Source organism: Tessaracoccus sp. MC1627, from assembly GCF_014164725.1.
Classification (GTDB): Bacteria; Actinomycetota; Actinomycetes; order Propionibacteriales; family Propionibacteriaceae; genus Arachnia.
On sequence record NZ_JACJGA010000004.1, the window covers coordinates 230,859 to 251,948 of the forward strand.

At 67.4% G+C, this 21,090-nt stretch carries 23 protein-coding genes and 4 tRNA genes; 12 read left to right on the forward strand and 15 right to left on the reverse strand.

What is annotated here, in order from left to right; all coding sequences use genetic code 11:
• Positions 1 to 65 precede the first annotated feature (65 nt).
• The gene (locus tag H5399_RS09615) at positions 66 to 503 is read right to left on the reverse strand and encodes a DUF2231 domain-containing protein (protein WP_182782829.1); all 438 of its coding nucleotides are present in this window, start codon (positions 501 to 503) and stop codon (positions 66 to 68) included.
• A gap of 7 nt (positions 504 to 510) precedes the next feature.
• Positions 511 to 891: a hypothetical protein gene (locus H5399_RS09620; protein WP_220490939.1), complete on the reverse strand. Its 381-nt coding sequence runs from the start codon at positions 889 to 891 to the stop codon at positions 511 to 513.
• 330 nt (positions 892 to 1,221) lie between these two features.
• On the opposite strand from H5399_RS09620, the gene H5399_RS09625 reads away from it, so the two are divergent.
• Positions 1,222 to 1,788, forward strand: coding sequence for a sigma-70 family RNA polymerase sigma factor (locus H5399_RS09625; RefSeq protein WP_182782831.1), 567 nt, complete (start codon positions 1,222 to 1,224; stop codon positions 1,786 to 1,788).
• The gene (locus H5399_RS09630; RefSeq protein ID WP_182782832.1) at positions 1,781 to 2,485 is read left to right on the forward strand and encodes a hypothetical protein; all 705 of its coding nucleotides are present in this window, start codon (positions 1,781 to 1,783) and stop codon (positions 2,483 to 2,485) included. Before H5399_RS09625 ends, H5399_RS09630 begins: the two co-directional genes overlap by 8 nt.
• 52 nt (positions 2,486 to 2,537) lie before the next feature.
• Here H5399_RS09630 and H5399_RS09635 read toward each other — a convergent pair.
• The 3 genes from H5399_RS09635 to H5399_RS09645 form a co-directional block, all read right to left on the reverse strand.
• Positions 2,538 to 2,609 (reverse strand) — tRNA-Val (locus H5399_RS09635).
• Between the two features lies 1 nt (position 2,610).
• Positions 2,611 to 2,681, reverse strand: a tRNA-Cys gene (locus H5399_RS09640).
• Positions 2,682 to 2,732: 51 nt separating this feature from the next.
• Positions 2,733 to 2,805: transfer RNA gene (locus H5399_RS09645), tRNA-Gly, on the reverse strand.
• Between the two features lie 433 nt (positions 2,806 to 3,238).
• On the opposite strand from H5399_RS09645, the gene H5399_RS09650 reads away from it, so the two are divergent.
• The 6 genes from H5399_RS09650 to H5399_RS09675 all read left to right on the forward strand — a co-directional run bounded on the left by H5399_RS09650 (position 3,239) and on the right by H5399_RS09675 (position 7,440).
• Positions 3,239 to 3,844, forward strand: a complete 606-nt coding sequence (locus tag H5399_RS09650; protein ID WP_182782833.1) for a stage II sporulation protein M — start codon at positions 3,239 to 3,241, stop codon at positions 3,842 to 3,844.
• A gap of 413 nt (positions 3,845 to 4,257) precedes the next feature.
• A tRNA-Val gene (locus H5399_RS09655) sits at positions 4,258 to 4,329 on the forward strand.
• Positions 4,330 to 4,378: 49 nt separating this feature from the next.
• Positions 4,379 to 5,149, forward strand: coding sequence for a sirohydrochlorin chelatase (locus H5399_RS09660; RefSeq protein ID WP_182782834.1), 771 nt, complete (start codon positions 4,379 to 4,381; stop codon positions 5,147 to 5,149).
• A gap of 29 nt (positions 5,150 to 5,178) precedes the next feature.
• Entirely contained in the window at positions 5,179 to 5,595 is a 417-nt protein-coding gene (gene msrB, locus H5399_RS09665; protein WP_182782835.1) for a peptide-methionine (R)-S-oxide reductase MsrB, read from the forward strand.
• Positions 5,596 to 5,656: 61 nt separating this feature from the next.
• A complete protein-coding gene (locus H5399_RS09670; RefSeq protein ID WP_370585733.1) occupies positions 5,657 to 6,238 on the forward strand; it encodes a DUF3000 domain-containing protein in 582 nt (193 codons plus the stop codon).
• Complete coding sequence (locus tag H5399_RS09675) at positions 6,235 to 7,440, forward strand: HRDC domain-containing protein (protein ID WP_182782836.1); 1,206 nt, start codon at positions 6,235 to 6,237, stop codon at positions 7,438 to 7,440. Before H5399_RS09670 ends, H5399_RS09675 begins: the two co-directional genes overlap by 4 nt.
• On the opposite strand, the gene dxs is transcribed toward H5399_RS09675, so the two are convergent.
• The 5 genes from dxs to H5399_RS09700 form a co-directional block, all read right to left on the reverse strand.
• Positions 7,437 to 9,353, reverse strand: a complete 1,917-nt coding sequence (gene dxs / locus H5399_RS09680) for a 1-deoxy-D-xylulose-5-phosphate synthase (RefSeq protein WP_182782837.1) — start codon at positions 9,351 to 9,353, stop codon at positions 7,437 to 7,439. The two genes, H5399_RS09675 and dxs, sit on opposite strands and share 4 nt — an antisense overlap.
• A 47-nt stretch (positions 9,354 to 9,400) precedes the next feature.
• Positions 9,401 to 9,790, reverse strand: coding sequence for a hypothetical protein (locus H5399_RS09685; RefSeq protein WP_182782838.1), 390 nt, complete (start codon positions 9,788 to 9,790; stop codon positions 9,401 to 9,403).
• Positions 9,791 to 9,902: 112 nt separating this feature from the next.
• A complete protein-coding gene (locus tag H5399_RS09690) occupies positions 9,903 to 12,722 on the reverse strand; it encodes an aconitate hydratase (protein WP_182782839.1) in 2,820 nt (939 codons plus the stop codon).
• An 86-nt stretch (positions 12,723 to 12,808) separates the two neighbouring features.
• Complete coding sequence (locus H5399_RS09695; RefSeq protein WP_182782840.1) at positions 12,809 to 13,963, reverse strand: class I SAM-dependent RNA methyltransferase; 1,155 nt, start codon at positions 13,961 to 13,963, stop codon at positions 12,809 to 12,811.
• Positions 13,960 to 15,951, reverse strand: coding sequence for an APC family permease (locus H5399_RS09700; RefSeq protein ID WP_182782841.1), 1,992 nt, complete (start codon positions 15,949 to 15,951; stop codon positions 13,960 to 13,962). The genes H5399_RS09695 and H5399_RS09700 overlap by 4 nt, the downstream gene beginning before the upstream one ends.
• Before the next feature lie 113 nt (positions 15,952 to 16,064).
• Here H5399_RS09700 and H5399_RS09705 point away from each other — a divergent pair, with 113 nt between their 5' ends.
• Positions 16,065 to 16,712, forward strand: a complete 648-nt coding sequence (locus tag H5399_RS09705; RefSeq protein ID WP_182783099.1) for a TrkA family potassium uptake protein — start codon at positions 16,065 to 16,067, stop codon at positions 16,710 to 16,712.
• A gap of 7 nt (positions 16,713 to 16,719) precedes the next feature.
• Positions 16,720 to 17,391, forward strand: a complete 672-nt coding sequence (locus H5399_RS09710; RefSeq protein WP_182782842.1) for a TrkA family potassium uptake protein — start codon at positions 16,720 to 16,722, stop codon at positions 17,389 to 17,391.
• Here H5399_RS09710 and H5399_RS09715 read toward each other — a convergent pair.
• From H5399_RS09715 to H5399_RS09730, 4 genes are read right to left on the reverse strand one after another with little or no spacing between them, the layout of a single operon-like run.
• Entirely contained in the window at positions 17,379 to 17,729 is a 351-nt protein-coding gene (locus tag H5399_RS09715) for an OB-fold nucleic acid binding domain-containing protein (RefSeq protein WP_182782843.1), read from the reverse strand. The genes H5399_RS09710 and H5399_RS09715 overlap by 13 nt on opposite strands.
• A gap of 19 nt (positions 17,730 to 17,748) precedes the next feature.
• On the reverse strand, positions 17,749 to 18,441 hold the full coding sequence (locus H5399_RS09720; RefSeq protein WP_370585734.1) for a DUF3710 domain-containing protein: 693 nt from the start codon (positions 18,439 to 18,441) through the stop codon (positions 17,749 to 17,751).
• Positions 18,442 to 18,450: 9 nt separating this feature from the next.
• A complete protein-coding gene (gene dut / locus H5399_RS09725; RefSeq protein WP_182783101.1) occupies positions 18,451 to 18,879 on the reverse strand; it encodes a dUTP diphosphatase in 429 nt (142 codons plus the stop codon).
• Between the two features lie 11 nt (positions 18,880 to 18,890).
• On the reverse strand, positions 18,891 to 19,340 hold the full coding sequence (locus H5399_RS09730) for a DUF3093 domain-containing protein (RefSeq protein ID WP_182782844.1): 450 nt from the start codon (positions 19,338 to 19,340) through the stop codon (positions 18,891 to 18,893).
• A 60-nt stretch (positions 19,341 to 19,400) separates the two neighbouring features.
• On the opposite strand from H5399_RS09730, the gene H5399_RS09735 reads away from it, so the two are divergent.
• On the forward strand, positions 19,401 to 19,694 hold the full coding sequence (locus H5399_RS09735) for a DUF4235 domain-containing protein (RefSeq protein WP_182782845.1): 294 nt from the start codon (positions 19,401 to 19,403) through the stop codon (positions 19,692 to 19,694).
• Positions 19,695 to 19,724: 30 nt separating this feature from the next.
• Here H5399_RS09735 and H5399_RS09740 read toward each other — a convergent pair whose 3' ends face one another.
• Positions 19,725 to 20,021, reverse strand: a complete 297-nt coding sequence (locus tag H5399_RS09740; RefSeq protein ID WP_182782846.1) for a DUF4193 domain-containing protein — start codon at positions 20,019 to 20,021, stop codon at positions 19,725 to 19,727.
• A gap of 182 nt (positions 20,022 to 20,203) precedes the next feature.
• Here H5399_RS09740 and sepH point away from each other — a divergent pair, with 182 nt between their 5' ends.
• Positions 20,204 to 21,082 carry a septation protein SepH gene (gene sepH, locus H5399_RS09745; protein ID WP_182782847.1) on the forward strand — a complete coding sequence of 293 codons (879 nt, stop codon included), beginning with the start codon at positions 20,204 to 20,206 and terminating at the stop codon, positions 21,080 to 21,082.
• The last annotated feature ends 8 nt before the right edge of the window (positions 21,083 to 21,090 follow it).

Below are 21,090 nucleotides of genomic sequence, written 5' to 3' on the forward strand. Positions count from 1 at the left end.
GCGAGGGGGCGCGATCACGGCAAAGTGACATAATGCAGCTTATCGGTCATATACTTGGGTTTCCCTCACTGCCCCCAGACCGCAGTCGCCCCAGCGTGGCCGGTGAGCCCGATCAGCACCAGACTGGTGAGGGCCGCGACCACCGTCACCGCAGCGCCCACCCGGACCAGTACGACGCGCTGAGAGCCGTCGAAACGAACGAGGACAGGGAGTACCAGCGCGAGGATGAGCGCTGGCCACGGCGCCCAGACGCCCCACATCCGGTGTGCCTGGACCTGGGGAACCCCGCCCAGCCCCAGTGACTCCATCAGCACGTCGCCCGTGAATCGTGCGGTCAGCGCGCTCACCGCTGCGGCGATGGCCACCGCCACTGTCAGCCACCCGTACCGTGCGCGGAGATTGGGGATCGCGACCAGCGCGAGCGCCCCGAGCGCCGCGATCGGCACCAGGACCACCGCTGCGTGCACGACGAGCGGGTGCAGGGGCAGGTCGAAGAGGTCCATGGTCGGCTCACCTGACGGGCTCGCCGTCGCGGTCCAGCACGAACCACACGCCTTGGACGTTTTGTCCTGTGGTGTCACCGGGAGCGGTGTCGCCCACCCAGTAGTACAGCGGCCATCCGTTGTAGGTGGCCTGGACCTCTCCGTCGGAGCGCGTCATGGTCCCGAGCTTGGAGTCGTCTACTCCGGCGCCCTCCGTCGGCTCGCCCAGCAACGGCGGCCAGTTCTCCAGGCACTGGCCCTCGCAGGCGCTCATGTTGGGCGTGTCGTTGGTGAACATGTACAGGGTCATCCCCGCACCGTCGACGAGAATGGTCCCCAGCGGGGTGTCAGCCATCATCAGCTCCAAAGCGCCGGTCGCCGCGCCGTCGTCGTCGGGCGACGACGACATGGTCGCCTCCGGCGATGACTCGGACGATGTGGTCTCCGCCGCGGACGACGATGTCTCCCCCGCGGACGACGCAGAAGGTGCTGGGTCGGGGCTCGTGGTCGCAGGGCCCGTACATGCGGCGAGGGCCACCAGGGCTAGGGTGCTTCCGGCGATCAGCCGAATGCGCGAGGATGTGGTTGTGGTCATGTCTCCTCCTGGCCGAACCTGGTGCCGCAGTGAGCGGCGCCGACCCCTGGCGAGGGGCTACTGGTGGTACGGTTGACGCGGCGAAATGGATTGACCCTTGGTGCAATCTCCCGGGGCCGCTCCCCCGTATCCCCTGATGTGACGATGTTCCCCCTCGTGGACCGCGCCCCGGACGCGGCGCTGATCGCGGGCCTCGCCGTCAACGACGACGCGGCGGCGGCAGCATTCGTGCGCAGGTTCGAGGGCCCCGTGTTCGGCATGGCATTGTCCGTGATCCGCGACCGTGGGCTGGCGGAGGAGATCGCGCAGGAGGCGTTCCTGCGGGCATGGAAGGCGGCCGCGACCTACGATGCGCGCCGCGGATCCGTCCTGACCTGGCTGCTGGCGATCACCCGCAACCTGGCCATCGACGCGATCCGGGCGAGGCGCTCCTTCCCGATCGACCACGAGGTGCTCGATCACCTCGTGTCAACGACCCTGCGCGACGGCCGGGTCGATGACATCGGCGTCCGCCTGGAGGCCGCCGAAGCGGCGGGGCAACTCCGGCAACTTCCGCCGGAGCAGGCGCGTGCAGTGGTCCTCTCGGTGATCGCCGGCAACACGGCACAACAGGTGGCGGACCACGAGGGGATCCCGCTGGGCACCGCGAAGACGAGAATCCGGACCGGGCTGCGGCGGATGCGACAGGCTCTGGAGGTCGACGATGGCTGACTGGCACCCCGAGTACGACGACCTCGTCGCTCTCGCCTTGCAGGCCGTGGAGCCCGCCGAGCGAACCCGCCTCACCGCGCATGTCATCGCCTGCGGCACCTGCCGTGCCGAGTACAGCGCGATCGAGGACGACGTGCAGCACGCCCTCGCCGCCTCGCCGTCGATCGCACCGCCCGCGGGGTTCTCGGGACGGGTCCTCGCCGCCATGGGCATCGACGACCGCCCCGGGGCCGCTGCCACGCGGACCGACCGTCCCGATTCCCGAACGTGGAGACGGCACCTGGTCGTCACGGTCGCCGCGTCGATCGCCGTGGGGCTGGCCCTCGGCGTCGCAGGGACCCTGGCCCTCCTGCAGGACCCGGTTCCGACGGTGGGGTCGGTGCCGGGAGGCGCCACTGCTGCATCGGCGCTGGTGACCGGCGCCGGAGCGACCGTGGGCTCCGTCGGTGTGACCGACCTGGCGGGGAGCAGCTACCTCGTCATCACCGTCACCTCTGCCAAGCCCGGAATGACCTACGACTGCATCATCGTCGGGTCCGACGGCGCCCGACGGAGTGCCGGCACCTGGACGCTGGAGTCCTACCAGCACGGTGACCAGGCAGGAGGATCGTGGGTCGTCGCGCTGCCTGACGGCCGGCTGGAGAGGGTAGAGCTGATCGCGGAGTCAGGTGCTGTCTGGTCCACTGCCACGTTCTGACCGCACTCCGGCCGGAAAGACAAATGAGCCCCCTGGCGAGGGGGGCTCATCGTGGGCGATGGCGGTTTCGAACCGCCGACCTCTTCCGTGTCAGGGAAGCGCGCTACCACTGCGCCAACCGCCCGAGGTGGAGACGGGATTTGAACCCGTGTACACGGATTTGCAGTCCGTTGCCTCGCCTCTCGGCCACTCCACCGGGATGGAGGTTTTACCCTCCCCAAACGGGTTGGGAGAGACCACATCTCCGAGCGGACGACGAGATTCGAACTCGCGACCCTCACCTTGGCAAGGTGATGCTCTACCAACTGAGCCACGTCCGCATGCGCTGTGCGTTTGCCCTTGTGGGACAGCCGCAGCTGGCGCGTAGAGAACATTAGCGCACCCCCGGGGAGGACACAAATCAGCCACTCTCGTTCAGCCACAGCCACGAACAGTCCTGTGCCGCGCCTACACGGGGGGCTCAGGACCACGCCGGGGCCCTGCGAGTGGCCAGCGCTACTCCCCCGTGCTCTGCCTCGGATCGACCGGGGCTCGTAGTCCGGCGCGCCGGGCAGCTGGTCGCGGTGCCATGGGGCCCGATGAGCCGCCATCAGAGCGCTGTCGCCGGGCCGGAGGATCTGACCGAGACCTGCCCAGCGCTACGCCCTGTAGTAGCGTGGGTGATGGATGCCGCGGGGAGCTGGCTGACCAACTCCTGGCCGGTGGCACATTGCAGCCGCCCACCCGGAACGCGGCAATCAATGGTGGCGGCAGATGACGGTGGCGGCGGGGGTGTCGATGAAGAACTCCATTTTCGGTTCGCATCCATGGGTCAGGACGGGCTTGATCTGGCTGTCGTTCATGACCATCACCTGGTTGGTGGCCGGCATCGGCTACCTCTCGCACCCTCAGGCCTGGCAGGATGTCCCCGCGGTTCAGGTAGACAAAGGTTGGGATGTCTTCCTCTTCATCATGGCCCACAATCTCGTGCTGCTCGGGCTGATTGCTCTAGGCAACGTTTTTGTTCGTTTCGGAGCAGTCACAGTGGGCTTGTTGATCCTCTTCTGGCAGGCGGTCGCGATCGGCTGGACGGCCGGGACCAACGGGTTCATGGAGCCGTTCCCGAACTTTGAGGCCGCCAACAAGGCGTTCCTGTTCGTGGGGCTGTGGGAAACGACCGCTTACGTCCTCATCTGCGCGGCCACTGTGAACAAGTCGCTGCTCGTCTCGGACACCTTCCCTGCCCGGGAATGGTCTGAGCGGCACAGTTGGAAGGAACTGAGACTCACCCGTTCTGAATGGGCAATGGTGGTAGCAAGCGTGCTATTGCTGCTTGGGGCAGCCACCGTCGAAGCGTTCATCCCATACAGAGATAGCTGATCGGCCTTTGTCGCTAGCTACGGTCCACAGCGCCGGTTCACGTGTTCACCGATCCGGACCACATCGTCCGCTGGTCGTGGGAGACCCGTCGCAGTACAGCCGAGCGGATCGTCGTTCTGATGGGCGAGTGTCCCGGACCGCCCGTTCTTTCGCCTGCACGCGCCCCGGGAAGCGCGCGAATGGCTCGCCCAGCCGCTCGCGGCGTTGTCACGCTGAACGTACCACCGTGCCGCCGGCAGTGTGTGTCGATTCTTTCCGCGTCTCGTGTCTTGCCCCAGTTGTCAGGCGGTCCCTGTCGGTCGAGACGGGGCTGTGGGACGACAGGGGATCAGCCGCCAGAGGGATTCCGGCACCGGCCACCCGACGTCGGTTCGCGTTCTCCCGCGGATTCTACTAGACTCGCGTTTCGCTAGGGGCGATTGGCGCAGTGGTAGCGCGCTTCGTTCACACCGAAGAGGTCGGCGGTTCGAAACCGCCATCGCCCACTCTAGATCCTCGAACCGCCATGCTCTGTGGCCCGATGAGAGAGAGTCGATGACGGCGCCGGCAATCGTGCTCGTGGCTGAAGGCCCGGACGACGTGCCGGTGTCGGAGGCGCTACAGGCCATTGCTGCCGCCCTCCGTGAAGCCCGGCCAGATCTACGCATCCACCTCGCCAGGCTGGGTGGCGTCTCCCCCAGGCTTGAGGACGTCATCAAGAGCCTGGTTGCCGACGACGTGGCGGAGGCCGTTCTGGTGCCCCTGGACCTGGTCTCCGCCGCTGCGCACCCCCCGGAGTTGGACACCTTCTCGCACTCCTCGGACATCCACCTCGCGGTGAGCCGCCCCGTCGGCCCTGCGGGCGAGGTGCTCAACATCCTCGACGAACGGGTGCGGGAGGCCCTTCACCGAGGGGGCGCCCTGGAAATCGACGGACTCATCCTCACCGCCCCGGGTGGTGGAGACGTGCGTGGCTCCTCCCTTCTGGCACGCAGGGCACGGCAGTGGTCCGCCCACCACAGGTTGCCTGTCCAGCTCGCCGTCGAGGACGGAGACGGAACGGCAACCGCTGCGGCCGTCCAGTCGCTGCGCATGCAGGGCCGGAGACACATCGCGGTGGGCAGCCTCCATCTCACTCCCACGCCCGCCTACCGCGCCCACGCGCAGGCCGCGCTGCGGGCCGGCGCCGTCGCCGTCACCGCCCCCATCGGGGACAACCCACACCTTTGCCAGCTCATCCTGGCGCGCTACGCCTTCGGCGCCATGGAGTTGCTCGACGGGACCCCAACGCGCCTACCCGACGGCCTGGACGGCGACGACTCCTGAGCCTTGACTCGGGTGCCTAAGCTCGATGCATGACAGAGCCTTACGTCGCCCCCGTGTCCAAGACCGACGACCAGTGGCGCACCGAGCTGTCGCCGCTGGAGTTCAAGGTGTTGCGCCAGGCCGGCACCGAGATGGCCTACACAGGGGAATACACGGACACTGAGGATGAGGGCATCTACGAGTGCCGCGGGTGTGGCGCCGAGCTCTTCCGCAGCACCGAGAAATTCCACTCCCACTGCGGATGGCCCAGCTTCTTCTCCCCCTTGGCCGAAGAACGGGTCCGCTACCTGCGCGACGATTCCATCCGCGGGCGGACCCGGGTGGAGGTCCGCTGCGCCGCATGCGACGGACACCTCGGCCACGTCTTCGAGGGCGAGGGCTACGAGACCCCCACGGACCTTCGCTACTGCATCAACTCGGTCAGCCTGCGCCTCAGGCGCGCCTAGCCGGGCCCGCGCCCGGCGCGCCATCGCTGGATCGGATGCGCCCCGGCCTAGGCTGTCACCCGTGCCAGCGAACGTGACCCCCATCCCCCCGGAGCCGTTCGCGCGGGCGCTGCGAGAGCTCGAGTCCATGACCTGGAGGCGCGGGTTCAACACGGACGAGATCGGGTCCCCTCAGCGGATCGCGCCCTTCTCGGTGGCCATCGAGGCCGAGCTCGCCGGCACAGACGAGCCCCTAGCCTCGGGGAGACTCATCCTCCTGCACGATCCCTCCGGGAACGAGTCCTGGGGTGGAACCTTCCGCCTCGTCACCTACGTCCGCGCCGACGTCGAGATGGAGATGGTGACCGATCCACTGCTGCCCGAGGTTGCATGGTCGTGGTTCACCGAGGCGGTTGAGAGCCGCGGCTGCCTCGCGCAGGCGCTGGCCGGGACGGTCACGGCTTCCTACGGGAGGGGCTTCGGGGAGATGGCCGACGAAGACCGCGCCGAGGTCGAGCTCCGCTGTTCCTGGACCCCCACGCTGGACGACCGGCACCCGCTGACGAGCCACCTTGCCGCATGGGAGGACCTCGTGGGCCAGGTGGCGGGCCAGCCGCCCCTTCCCCCCGGCGTGGCCACACTGCCCCTGGGCCGGCGCTCGTGACCTACGTCGAGCAGAGCCGCGAACCGCTCCGGCCCGTGGTCGCGGACGCGCCCTCCCTCGCTGCGTGCCTGGCCGCGCTGAGCGCCGGCACGGGTCCAGTCGCGTTCGACACAGAGCGCGCCCACGGGCACCGCTACTGGCCGAAGGCCTATCTGCTCCAGATCCGTCGGGAAGGAGCGGGCACGTGGCTGATCGACCCCATCGCGTTCGAGAACGACGGGCCGGCGGACCTCAGCAGCCTGGTTGAGGCCTGCGGCGAGGCCACCTGGCTGATCCATGCCGCAAGCCAGGACCTGCCCTGCATGCGTGAGATCGGCATCATTCCCCCGCAGCTCTTCGACACCGAGCTGGCGGCACGGCTCCTCGCGAAGCCGGGTGCCAGCCTGGGCGCGCTCCTCCTCGCGGAACTCGGGGTGCGGCTCCGGAAGGCCCACTCCGCGGACAACTGGTCCAAGCGCCCGCTGCCCGACTCCTGGCTGACGTACGCAGCGTTGGATGTGGACTACCTGCTTGAACTCGCCGTCATCCTCGGCGATGAACTCCGCGCCACCGGCCGCGACACCTGGGCGCACCAGGAATTCGACGACGCCCTCACGCGGTTCACCGCGGTGCCGGAGCCGAGGGTGGACCCATGGCGACGCCTCACCGGCATCACCACCCTTCGCACGCCCCGGCAATACGCCGTGGCACGAGCTTTGTGGCTGGAGCGCGACGCCATCGCGCAGCGACGCGACCGGCCTCCCGGCTGGATCCTGCACGACTCCGCAATCCTGGAACTGGCCGTCCGAGCCAGGGAGGCGGTCCCCACCCGCGCCCAGGCCCAGGCCCTCCCCGGCTTCAGCACCCAGCCCGGGCAGCGCTTCCTCACCAACTGGATGGGGGCGCTGGATGAGGTCAGGGCCATGCCGGAAGCCCTTTACCCACCCCGGCGCGGACCGCACACCGGCGTGCCCCACCCCCGCACCTGGGACCGGATCAACCCGGAGGCCGCCGAGCGGTGGGCCAAGGTGCGTCCGGCCGTCGACGAGTTGGCGTGCGACCTTGGCGGGCTACAGCCGAGTCTGGTGGCTCCCCCTGCGGCACTGCACGGAGCGCTGTTCGAGCACAGCGTCGTGACACGGGACGCGCTGATCGGTCTGGGTGCCAGGCCCTGGCAGGCGGACTTCCTGGAGCCCCTGATAGCCGAGGCCCTCGACAGCTAGGCCGGACGCCCCGCAGTCTCCTCCAGCTCTGATCCGCTCAGGACCACACCCAACACCTGCAGGGAGGTCTTGGCAGCCGTCAGTCCGATCTCCTCGAGCACCTCGTCGCGTGATCCGTGGGCAAGGAAGCGCTGCGGGATACCGAAGGTGAGGACCCGCGTGGCGGCGCCGGTATCGGCGAGCCTTGAGCGGAGCTTCTGGCCGACGCCACCCTCCACCAGGTTGTCCTCCAAGGTCACGACGAGATCGTGCCCGGCGGCGAGGCTGACGAGATCCTGGCTGACAGGCAGGGCCCACAGCGGATCGGCAACCGAGGCGGGCACTCCCTGGTCCCCCAGCCGCTCTGCCACGCCCAGGCCCATCCCGGCGAACTGGCCGTAACCGACGATGAGCACCCTGGCTCCCTCGGCTCGACGGAGGATGTCAACGCGGGCCAGTCCCTCGCCCACATGGGCCACAGCCGCGATCTCGTCGGGGAGGCGCTCCTTGGAGTAGCGCACCACCGTGATGGCGTCATCGACCTCGACGGCCCGGTCAATGGCGGCCACCAGCCGCGCCTGGTCCCGCGGAGCCGCCAGCTGCAGCCCTGGCACGAGGCCCATCAGGCTCATGTCCCACATCCCGTTGTGGCTCGGGCCGTCCGTCCCCGTGACACCCGCCCTGTCCAGGGCGATGGTGAGGCCCACACCGTGCAGCGAGGCGTCCATGAGCACCTGATCGAAGGCACGGTTGAGGAACGTGGCATACAACGCCACCACCGGGTGCAGGCCGGAGCGCGCCATGCCGGCCGCTGACACGATGGCGTGCTGCTCGGCGATGCCGACGTCGAAGGTGCGGTCCGGGAAGGCCGCGGCGAACCGGCCGAGCCCCGTGGGGTACAGCATCGCAGCTGTGACGGCCACCACGTCGGGGCGACGCTGACCCACCTGCACCATCGCCTCGGCGAAGGCGTCGGTCCAGGTGGCCTGCACTGAGGCCGACAGCGGCTCGCCGGTGATCTCGTTGATTCGGCCGACGGCGTGGAACCTGTCTTCCTCATGCTCCTCCGCAGCCTGGAAGCCGCGACCCTTCCGGGTGACGCAGTGGACAAGAACCGGTCCCCCGAAGTGGCGGGCCTGCTCAAGGTGATTGGTGAGGGAGGTGATGTCGTGGCCGTCGAGCGGGCCCATGTACTTGATCCCGAGGTCCGAGAACATCGACTGCGGGGCGACAACGTCCTTGATACCGGTCTTCACGCCGTGCATGAGGTCATAGACGGGACGCCCCACCAGCGGCATCCGGTTCACAGTGCGCTTGATCAGGCTGAGCGTCTTCTCGTAGCGCTGGTCCGTGCGGAGCCCTGCGAGGTGGTTCGCGAGGCCGCCCACCGTTGGGGTGTAGGAACGGCCGTTGTCGTTGACCACCACCACGAGGCGGAGACCGGGGGTGGCCGCGATGTTGTTGAGCGCCTCCCAGGCCATGCCGCCGGTGAGGGCGCCGTCGCCCACCACGGCAACCACCGTGCGCTGCTCGCCGCGGAGCCGGAATCCCTTCGCCAGACCTTCGGCCCACGACAGGGCCGTGGACGCGTGCGAATTGGCCACCCAGTCGTGCTCGGACTCGGCCGGCTCCGGGTAGCCCGACAGCCCGCCGCGCTGACGCAAGGTGTCGAACCCGGCCGCCCGGCCCGTGAGGATCTTGTGCACGTAGCTCTGGTGGCCCGTGTCGAAGATGACGGGGTCCGACGGCGAGTCGAACACCCGATGGATGGCGATGGTCAGCTCAACGACGCCGAGGTTGGGCCCCAGGTGGCCACCCGTCCGGCTCACCTTCGTGATGAGGAAGGACCGGATCTCGGAGGCGAGCTGAACGAGCTGCCGCCGGGAGAGCGCACGAAGATCGCGTGGGCTCTGGATCGATTCGACCAAGGACATGCGCACAATAGTAGGCCCTAACACCAGAGCACCCCCGCTACGAACCGCTACAGCCTGGGCACGAACCGCGCGTCCCGGAGCGCCTGTTCCACCAGATCTACTCCCCTGGCCACCCGGGTGAGCCGTGCCTCCTCCTGCTGCAGGAGGGCTGCGGCCTGATCCGCGGTGGATGAGTCCACAGCGCCGGCCAGGGAAGAACGCAGGCCCGTGAGGCCCGTCCTGGTGGCCAGCAGCTGCGAGGCGACGAACTCCCCCGCCAGGCGTGCCAGTACCACCGGATGCCGACGTAGCAGCTGGTATCCCCGATACTCCGCGGGGCAGCAATCCAGAAGATAGCCCTCGGCCGAGGCGAGCCACCCCTGCGAACCGGGCGGCCGCACCGTGCCCGGCCACCCAGGCGGCACATAGACCCGGATCATTTCGTCATCATCGAACATGTGTTCTATTGAATCTCATGCCCCCGACAGAAGTAAAGACCTCGACCAGACCAGGGAGACGCAAACGAGGCGACCCCCCGAAGGGGACCGCCTCGTTTGCGCGACGACAGGCTCAGCTCCTGGCGAGATTTCGGAGCACGTACTGCATGATGCCGCCGTTGACGTAGTAGCCGCGCTCCCCCGGCGTGTCGATGCGCACGACCGCCTCGAAGACGACCTCGGTGCCGTCCGGGCGGACCGCCTTCACCGTCATGGTCTTCGGCGTGAAGCCCTCGTTGAGTTGCGTGACTCCCGAGACAGAGAAGGACTCCTCACCCGTCAACCCCAGCGTCTGGGCGGTCTGGCCCTCCGGATATTGGAGCGGGAGGACGCCCATGCCGATCAGGTTGGAGCGGTGGATCCGCTCGTAGCTCTCGGCGATCACCACCCGGACGCCCAGCAGTGCGGTGCCCTTGGCCGCCCAGTCACGCGACGAGCCGGACCCGTACTCCTTGCCCGCCAGCACCACCAACGGAATGCCCGCTGCGGCGTAGTTGACCGACGCGTCGTAGACGGTGGTCACCGGGCCCCCGTCGACCGTGAAGTCGCGCGTGAAGCCGCCCTCGGTGTCCGGCGCAATCTGATTGCGCAGCCGGATGTTGGCGAACGTGCCTCGAATCATGACCTCGTGATTGCCGCGGCGCGATCCATAGGAGTTGAAGTCTTTCCGCTCAACCCCATGCTCGGTCAGGTACCGGCCGGCCGGCGAGTCCGCCTTGATGCTCCCCGCGGGCGAAATGTGGTCCGTGGTGACAGAGTCCCCCAGCTTGAGCAGCACCCTGGCGTCGGACACGTCCTCGACCGGTGTGGGTTCTGCGGGCATGTCGTCGAAGTAGGGCGCCTTCCGCACATAGGTGGAGTCCGCATCCCACTCGAAGGTCTCGCCGTCCGGGGTGGGGAGCGACCGCCAGCGCTCATCGCCGGCGAACACGTCGGCGTAGCGGGTGACGAACATCTCCGCGCTGATCGAGTCGTTGATGACTTCGTCGATCTCGGCCTCGGTGGGCCAGATGTCGCGCATGAAGACGTCGTTGCCCTCCGGATCCTGCCCGATCGGATCGTTGAACAGGTCGATGTCCATGGTTCCCGCCAGCGCGTAGACGATGACAAGCATCGGCGAGGCGAGGTAGTTCATCTTGACGTCGGGATTGATCCGGCCCTCGAAGTTGCGGTTTCCGGAGAGGACCGCCGAGACCGCCAGGTCGTGGGCATTGACGGCGTCGGTGACCTCCGGGATCAGCGGACCGGAGTTGCCGATGCAGGTAACGCACCCGTAGCCGACCAGATTGAATCCGATGGCGTCGAGGTAGCTGGTGAGCCCGGAGCGGTCGTAGTAGTCGGTGACCACCTGCGAGCCGGGGGCCAGCGATGTCTTGACCCAGGGCTTGCGGGTGAGACCGCGTTCGACCGCCTTCTTCGCCACCAGGCCCGCGCCGATCATGACGCTCGGGTTGGAGGTGTTGGTGCAGGAGGTGATCGAGGCGATCGTCACGGCGCCGTGATCCAGCTCGAAGGAGGTCCCGTCGGCCAGGGTCACCGGTGCCGCGGCATGCACGCGGGGGCGCATCGTGTGGTGTGCCGGGTCCGACGGGGCCGGCGAATCGTCCACGCTGCTCGGATTCACTCCGGTGGGGTCGGAAGCCTCCATCGTCGCCGCGACGGCCCGGTCGTAGCCGGAGTAGGCGTCCGCGTCATGCGGGGCTCCAACGAACCCTGCAACCGCTTCGCGGAAGGCCGCCTTCGACTCGTCGAGGCGGATCCGGTCCTGCGGACGCTTCGGACCTGCGATGGAGGGGACAACGGTGGCGAGGTCCAACTCGATGTATTCGGAGTACTGCGGCTCGACGCTCGGGTCGTGCCACAGCCCCTGCGCCTTCGCGTAGGACTCCACGAGGGCGATCTGCTGCTCGTCGCGTCCGGTGAGCCTCAGGTATGCGATCGTCTGCTCGTCGATCGGGAAGATGGCGATGGTGGAGCCGTACTCGGGGCTCATGTTGCCGATCGTGGCGCGGTTGGCCAGCGGCACCGCCGCCACGCCGTCGCCGTAGAACTCGACGAACTTGCCCACCACCTTGTGCTCACGCAGCATTTCGGTGATGGTGAGGACGAGGTCTGTCGCGGTGGTGCCCTCGTTCAGCTTGCCGGTGAGCTTGAAGCCCACGACCCGCGGGAGGAGCATCGAGACGCTCTGTCCGAGCATGGCCGCCTCAGCCTCGATTCCGCCGACGCCCCACCCGACGACGCCCAGGCCGTTGACCATGGTGGTGTGCGAGTCCGTGCCCACGCAGGTGTCGGGGTATGCCTGCAGGACGCCGTTCACGAGGCGAGGGAAGACCACACGCGCGAGGTGCTCGATGTTGACCTGGTGCACGATGCCGGTGCCAGGCGGCACGACCTTGAAGTCGTCGAACGCCTTCTGGCCCCACCGGAGGAACTGGTAGCGCTCGCGGTTGCGCTGGTACTCGATGTCCACGTTCGCCTCGAAGGCGCCGGCGATGCCGAACACCTCCGCGATGACGGAGTGGTCGATGACCATTTCTGCGGGCGAGAGGGGGTTGACCTTCGACGGGTCCCCACCGAGCCCCGCGACCGCCTCGCGCATGGTGGCCAGGTCCACCACGCATGGCACGCCGGTGAAGTCCTGCATGATGACGCGGGCGGGCGTGAACTGGATCTCATGATCGGGCTGAGCGGCCGGGTCCCAGGCGCCCAGGAACGCGATGTCGTCGCGGGTGATGTTGGCGCCGTCCTCGGTGCGCAACAGATTCTCCAGGAGGACCTTGAGGCTGAAGGGCAACTTCTCCGAGCCCGGGACCGCATCGACCCGGAAGATCTCGTACGAGGTGCCGTTGACGTCGAGGCTCGCCTTGGCCCCGAAACTGTTGACGCTCATCCTTCTCCTTAACTTGGCACTCGCCAAACTGTCTTGATATCAAGATACCATGGTTCACGCATGCGCGGCGCCATCGCCGGTCCCCGTCAGTCTAGGGGTTGGTCAGGGGCGTCAGGCCGGGGGCGCAGGATCGCCACGCACTCCACATGGTGGGTCATGGGGAACAGGTCGAAGGCCCTGATATCAACCGATCCGTAGCCGAGCTGGGCAAAAGTGGCGAGGTCCCTGGCGAGCGCGGCAGGGTCGCACGCGACGTAGGCCACCGCTCGTGGTCCCCGATCGACGATCGCGCGGACTACATCAGCGCCGGCCCCCTTTCGAGGCGGGTCGAGCACCACGAGGTCGGCCCACTCGGGCAGGTCGCGGTGCCCCCGCTCAAGGGCGCCGGCGACGAAGTCGGCCTCCGGCACGTTGCGGCGGGCCAGACGCACCGCCTCGCGTGACAGCTCAGCCCCCAGCACCATGCATCCGGCGTCCACGAGGGCGCCGGCGAAGAGCCCGACCCCGCAGTAGAGATCGAGCACGCGATCTCCTGGTTCCGGCCGTAGACCCTCCAGCACCGCGCCAGTGAGAGTGTCCGCGCTGTGTGGATGGACCTGCCAGAATCCGCCGGGGGCCACCTCGTAGGTTCGGCCCCGCACGCGTTGCCGCACAGTGGCCTCACGTCTCCCCCCGGCAACGGCGGTCACGACGGTGCGATCCTCGCCTACCGTGACCTCGAGCTCTCCTCCGGGGCGGGCCTGGAGCGTGAGTTCGGCCACCGTCGGCCCGGGCGCCGCTATCAGGCAGCCGCCCTCGGGCAGCGCGACGATCTCATGCGAACGCCGTGCCCGGAAACCCACCCGGCCTGCCTCGTCGACGGCGTAGCGCACCCGCGTGCGCCAGCCGGTGAGCCCCCCGGGGACCGCCTCGACCGTTCCGTTCCAGTCGACTCCAGCCAGCCGCTGAAGCTGTTCGGCCACGACGGCGGTCTTCAGCTTCAACTGGGTGGGTTGGTCAGCGTGTTGCCAGTCGCACCCCCCGCATCGCTCGGCGATGGGGCACGGCGGCTCAACCCGGCCGTCGGAGGCCTCAAGCACCTGGGTCACTCGCGCCCGGTCAAACCGTCTTCCCGTCTCAGTGATCTCCGCGACTACCCGCTCCCCCGGAAGCCCCCCGGTGACGAACAACACCTTGCCCTCGGCGCGGCTGACGACGTACCCGCCGTGCGCGACCCGCTCGAGCCGCACCTCAACGCTCATCGCCTGCGTGGCTCGGAGGCCTTGTTGGCGGCCGCCTTCGCCTTGCCGGACGACTTCAACTGATACGGCACGCTCGTGACCATGACACCAGGCATGAAGTGCAGGCGGGTACGGATCAGCAGCGCCGTCTGGTTGTGAAGCAACTGCTCCCACCAGTGGCCCACGACGAACTCGGGGATGTAGACGATGACCACGTCGCGCGGGTTCTCGCTGCGCAACTCGTTCACGTACTTGATGAACGGCCCGGTGATCTCGCGGTACGGCGAGGCGATCACCTTGAGTGGGGTGCCGAAGTCCTCCGCCTCCCACTCGTCGAGGATCCGTTCCACCTCGTCGTCGTCCACGGCGACGGTGACGGCCGTCAGCGTCGTGGAGCGGGCAGCACGGGCGAAGGCGATGGCACGCAGGGTCGGGAGGTTGACCCTCTGCACCAGGACCACTCCACGCACCCGGCTCGGCAGGGCGCGATCCGAGTCCGGCCTGAGCGCGACCTCCTGCTCGACAGCCCGGTAGTGGTTGGAGATCGTCAGCATGAGTGCGAACAGGACGGCCATCGCGACGACCGCCAGGTACGCCCCGTGCGTGAACTTGGAGATCAGCACGATGATGAGGACGATCCCAGTGGCGGCGGCGCCGACCGTGTTGATGATGCGAGCCCGGACCATCCGCTTGCGTGCGCTCACGTCCTGCTCCCCACGGAGGGCGCGGGTCCAGTGGATGATCAGGCCCGTCTGACCGACGGTGAAGGACAGGAAGACACCTACCACGTACAGCTGGATCAGCGCGGTGACCGACGCGTCGAAGGCGAGGACGAGCACTGCGGCCGCGACAGCGAGCATGACGATGCCGTTGGAATAGGCCAGCCGGTCCCCGCGGGTGTGCAGCTGGCGCGGGAGGAAGCCGTCCCGGGCGAGGATCGACGCCAGCGACGGAAAGCCGTTGAAAGCGGTGTTGGCGGCCAGGAAGAGAATCAGCATGGTCGCGGTGATCACGATGTAGAACCCGGGCTCGAACCAGTCCATGAACACGACACGGGCCAACTGGCCGGTCACGGTGTGCGCCGCGCTGTGGATGGTCTCGCCGGCGGCGTTGACGTAGTGGGTGCCCGACAGTTCGTCGATCAGGTGCACCCTCGTGAGGTTGGCGAGCACGATGATGCCGAGGAGCATCGTGATGGCCAACACCCCCAGCATGGTGAGCACACTGGCGGCGTTCGTGCTCTTGGGCTTGCGGAAGGCCGGGACACCGTTGGCGATGGCCTCCACGCCGGTCAGCGCCGCGGCACCTGACGAGAACGAGCGCGCCAGGATGGCGACCATGGCCCACCCGGCGAACTCCGCGCTACCCTCGGGGGCTACGACGATGAGGTCTCCGGTCTCACTCACCAGCTCCTCCCCTAATACCAGGATCCGGAACAGCCCGATCCCGATCATGAGCAACATGGAGCCCATGAAGACGTAGCTCGGGATGGCGAACATGGCGCCGGACTCTCGCACCCCCCGGAGGTTCATCAAGGTCAGGAAGAAGATGACTCCGACAGCGGTCCACGCCTCGTAGCCGTCAAGGAACGGAGCCATGGCCTTGGCGTTGATGACACCGGCGGACACGGACACCGCGACCGTCAGCACGTAGTCGACCAGCAGCGAGGCCGCGACAGTCAGGCCCGCGTACCTGCCCAGATTCACGGTGGCGACCTCGTAGTCACCGCCTCCATTGGGGTAGGCGTGAACCGTCTGCCGGTAGGACATCACCACAATGGCCACGACGACCGCCACCGCCACGCCGATCTGCCAGGAGAACATGAACCCGGCCATCCCCGCCAGGGACAGCGTGATCAGGATCTCATCCGGGGCATAGGCCACAGAGCTGAGCGCATCGGAGGCGAAAACGGGGAGGGCCAGCCTCTTGGGCAGGAGCGTCTCCCCCATCTGGGCGTTGGTGAGACGCCGCCCCACCACCATGCGCTTGAGCGCCGACATCACGTTCACGGGGTTACGGTAGACCTCTTGTCCTCCAAAGTCATTGCGCAGCCCTCCTCCCCTGGGGTGTAGGTTCTGTTGCGAGAAGCCGCCGAAGGAGTCATAGGGTGCACATCGTCATCATGGGCTGCGGCCGGGTGGGCTCAATGCTTGCCACCGGCCTCGAGAAGCGTGGCCACAGCGTCGCCATCATCGACGTCAGCTTGGATGCGTTCCGCCGCCTGGGTCAGGACTTCAAGGGCCTGACCATCAAGGGCGTCGGGTTCGACCGCGAGGTCCTCGAAGCCGCGGGGATCCGCAAGGCCGACGCATTCGCGGCGGTGTCCTCCGGCGACAACTCAAACATCCTCGCCGCCCGCGTGGTTCGGGAGAACTACCACATCGACAACGTTGTCGCGCGAATCTACGACCAGGGTCGGGCAGCCGTCTACGAGCGTCTGGGCATTCCGACGGTGGCCACGGTGAAGTGGACCGTCACGCAGGTGCTGCGTCGGCTCCTGCCCGAGGGAAGCGAGCCCGTCTGGCGGGACCCCACAGGGACTGCCCGCCTGCTCCAGATCCACGTCCACAGTGGATGGGTGGGACGACGGATCAGCGAGTTGCAGTCAGCGGCCGGGTCTCCGATCCCCTTCGTGCAGCGCGTGGGTCGCGGGCTGGTGCCGGACCGCGACACCATCTTCCAGGACGGCGATCTGATCTACATCGCGTGTCACACGGACCGCACCGATGAGCTGGAGACGCTCTTCGCCTATCCCCCGGCCAAGCACTAGGAGAGTCATGCGCGTCGCCATCACCGGGGCCGGAAACGTGGGCCGGTCCATCGCCCGGGAACTCATCGCCAACGGGCATCAGGTCCTCCTCATCGAGCGCGATCCGGCGGCCATCAAGCCGGACTCGGTGCCGGGGGCGGACTGGTTCCAGGCCGATGCCTGCGAGTTGCAGTCCTTGGAGGAGGCCGAGCTTGAGAACTGCGACGTGGCCATCGCCGCCACAGGAGACGACAAGGTGAATCTCGTCCACTCGCTCCTGGCCAAGACCGAGTTCGGGGTGCCACGCACGGTGGGGCGGGTCAACCATCCCGGCAACGAATGGCTGTTCGACGCGCAGTGGGGGGTGGACGTCTCCGTGTCGACCCCGCGCCTGATGTCGGCGTTGGTGGAGGAGGCTGTCTCCACGGGGGATCTGGTTCGGCTGTTGACCTTCAACAAGTCGACCACCCATTTGTCCGAAGTGACGCTCCCGCAGTCGTCGCATCTGGCCGGCCGCAGACTCAGAGACGTTGAGCTACCGGGCGACACAGTCCTGGTGGCCGTCATCCGGGACGGCGCTCCCCTGACCCCCGAGCGCGATCGCGCCTTCGAGGGCGGCGACGAGCTGCTGTTCCTGGTCACGCAGGAGTCCGAGGCGGATCTGGCGGCGATGTTCGCCACCGACGTCTACGACGACTGAGGCACGATCTCGAAGTCGGGGTTGTACATCACGCAAACCCCATCTGCCTGGGCCAGGCGGCCGTCGACCCGGATGTGTTTGCCCGGGAGCAGACACTCCAGCCTGCTGCGTCCCATCCAGACGAGCTTCACTGTGCCTGAGCCGTCGCTGACTTCGGCTTCGAGCCATCCGTGTTGCGCATCCGACGTGACGGCGGTGATGGTTCCCTGGAGAACGACGCGTGAGCGCATCTGGCACGAGGTCAGCGGTTGGGCTCCGCTGTCCTCGGCCTGCTCCAGCAGCTCACGGGCCTCCAATTCCTCGTGGGAGAGAAAGTAGCGCCGCAGTCGATCAGCCACCGAATGCTTGCCCACGGGATCAGCCCTTCGCCTCAGGCACCCGCATCGGCAGCAGACTGCCCGGCGCGGCCGGGGTGTTGCCGCGACGCACCACCAGGTTGCTGAAGAACTCGAACAGATGGAGCGCGATCTCCTCGTCGTCGGGTTCGAAGGTGGCCTTGCCGAGGAGGACCCCCCTCAGGACCCAGCCGGGTCCAGGCACCAGCCATGTCCGCGACAGATGCATCGCGGGATTCCCGTTCTGGTCCTTGACCGGAAGCGCGCGCCGCAGCTCGGTGCCGAACGGTCCCTTCACAGCCTGACAGCGGCCCCCCTGCTGACGGGTGGACTCGATCACCTCGTCGCGGATCTCGCCGGTCATCGACGACTTGGCCGGTCCGGCGAACACTGCCACCTCCAGCGCGGATCGACCATCCCCGACGAGCAACGACTGCACCTGATTGGTCTCGCGGTTGACCTGCAGCTGCAGCGTCATGTCCTGGAAGGGCGTAAGAATCAGGGGTCCCATGTCCAGGCGCCTGACCTCGTCCGCGTCGGCTTCCAGGTCCACCTCGGAGATGTCGAAAGGGCCTTCCGCACGGGTGAACTCGGCGTCCCAGCGCTCGGAGTCTCCTAGCGGGAGTTCGTCGTCCTCCTGCTCCGCTTCGACGTCGGTCATCTGCTCGATGTCGTCGTCGAGGTCTTCGCTGCGCTTCTTGCGTCCGAAAATCACTGCTGTCCCTTACTCGGTGGAGGTGGAGAATCCGCCCGTAGAACCATAGCCACCCGTGCCTCTGGGGGTGTCATCGAGGGTGTCGACGGCGGTGAACGAGGCGCCGACGAACGGGATCACCACCAGTTGGGCGATGCGGTCCCCCGCGCTGAGGCTGATGGGCTTCTCGGGGTCCAGGTTGATGAGGCAGACCTTGATCTCGCCGCGATACCCGGAGTCGACGACTCCTGGTGCATTGACGATGCTGAGGCCGTGCCGGGCGGCCAGACCCGACCTTGGTGTGACGAGGCCGACATACCCGGACGGCAGCGCGACACGAACTCCCGTGCCGACCAGTGACCGCTCCCCGGGACGGAGCACCACGTCTTCTGCGGCCCTCAGATCAGCCCCGGCGTCGCCTGGATGCGCGTAGGTCGGCAACTGCCCGGGGCTCACCATCGCTTCGACGATCACGGATTCCCCCTGACTGCTTCGAGGGCTGCCGCCAACTCCTCGGGGTGACGAGTGCTCACCAGCCAGTACGGATGCGGATCCGCCGGATCCGCCAGGTCCACGCGTACCAGATCGGTGATGAACGGGCGGGTGAACAGGAAGGCGCGATGATCAGCCTCGGGACCGTAGGCAGCGCGGGCCGACGAGCCACTCAACGGCACCACGCCGGCGATGTACTCGCGCGTCAGCCGGTGCCGTCCGGCAATGAGAGCGTCGTGGTCGACGGCGACGAGCGTACGGCTGTACGCCACCAGCGCGAGCAGGAGGCCGACGGCGGCCAGGACGGAGAAGGCTACGGCCGGCTGCAGCGGGACATAGGCCACAACCGCCACGGCGAGGCTGAGCCAGAAGAGAAGGGCGATCACCGCCCACCACCAAGGCACGTGCAGACGTTCGCGGTAGGTCACCTTTCCACAGTACCTCGAAGCACTTAAGGTGGCAGTGTTGGTCCGATCGAAAGGAACCCCATGGCCCTGACTGAGAAGCTCATGTGGAAGCTCTACGCCGGAGTGCTCGGCGCGCTCACCACCCTGGTCGCCCAGAAGCTGGTCACCAAGGTGTGGGAGGCGTCCACGGGCGAGCCGGTCCCGGACATCAACGATCCCGAGACCCCGATGGCGAGGGCGTTCATCTGGGCGGCGGCCAGCGGACTTGGAGTGGGCATGTCCCAGATCGTCATCAACCGCTTCATTCAACGGCGCTGGGTGACCACATTCGCCCACCAGGGCCCAAGCAAGCTGCGCAACAAACTGGACCTGTGACGCCCACCCCCTGAGGACAGGTGGAGCCGCTCAGACGCAGTCGACGCAGTAGCTCTGCCCTCCGCGGACCTCCGCGAGCTGGCTCTGGGACTTCACGAGAAAGCATGACGCACACGTGAACTCGTTGGCCTGGCGCGGGAGAACGCGAACTGTGAGCTCTTCGTGGGAGAGATCCGCACCTGGAAGCTCGAACGATTCGGCAGCCTCGACCTCGTCCTCGTCAACCTTGCCCGAGTTCTTGTCGTTGCGACGGGTCTTGAGCTCCTCGATGGAGTCCTCGCTCATTTCCTCATCGGTCTTGCGGGGTGCGTCGTAATCGGTTGCCATCCGTCAGTATTCCTTCCTGTGCCGCGAACGGGGCTATGTGTATCACATCGGGAGCCCTCGTGGTATCCCGGCCCGGCCCTCGCCTCGACACCATTGTGCGCGGCCACGCAAGACAGATGACGCCCGGGCGGGTGGGGCGCTGGTAAGTTGTGGGAAATAACCTGACCGGACGAGGAACAATAGTGAATGCTCTGACCCCCCGCGAAATCCAGCTGCGGATTCGCTCGGGCGCCTCAGTGGCTGAGGTCGCCGAGGATACGGGCATGGAGATCGAGCGCATCGAGGCCTTCGCGGGCCCTGTGCTGGCGGAGCGCGAGCATGTGGCCCAGTCTGCGCAGACGGCCACCGTCCGACGGCGTGGCGAGGCAGGGACGCACAGGCGGTTGGGGGATCTGATCGGGCAGCGGTTGAGGTCCAGGGGCATCGACGCCGATGCCATCGAGTGGGACGCCTGGAGGCAGCCGGATCTCAAGTGGCGACTGTTGGGCCGGCTCGCACTGGATGTGGAGTCCCGCTCGGCCGAGTTCATCTTCGACACCAAGGCCCGCATCTGCGTGGCCCACAATTCGGATGCACGCTGGATGATCGGCGAGGAGTCCGCGGACGCACTGACTGGCGAAGAGAACACCGTCGATTTCACTGACGAGATGGCGCTGGTCCGGGCCATCTCCGTCTCCGAGTCGGGGGCGCCTGGGGACGACGTGCCGGCCTCAGAACTGATGCACGACGGGAACGAGGACACGTCCCAGCTCGATCGCCTCTACGACATGCTCAGCGGCATCAGCGAAGATTCGGTGCGCATCTACACCGGCATCCTGGATGATGAGGCGCCCCGCGAGGCACGGCTCAGCGAGTCCGCGGAGGAGGAGCTCGAGGACGCAGCCCTGCCGGATTCCGACGACGCATCCGAGGCGTCCCCGCCCATCGCCGAGGACGCGGAGCCTGCTCAGGAGCCGCTGGTTGACGCCGGAGAAGAGCCCCAGAAGCCCCGGCCACGCCGGCGGAGAGCCAAGATCCCCACCTGGGACGAGATCATGTTCGGCGGGCCCACACCCTCGTAGAAGTCCAT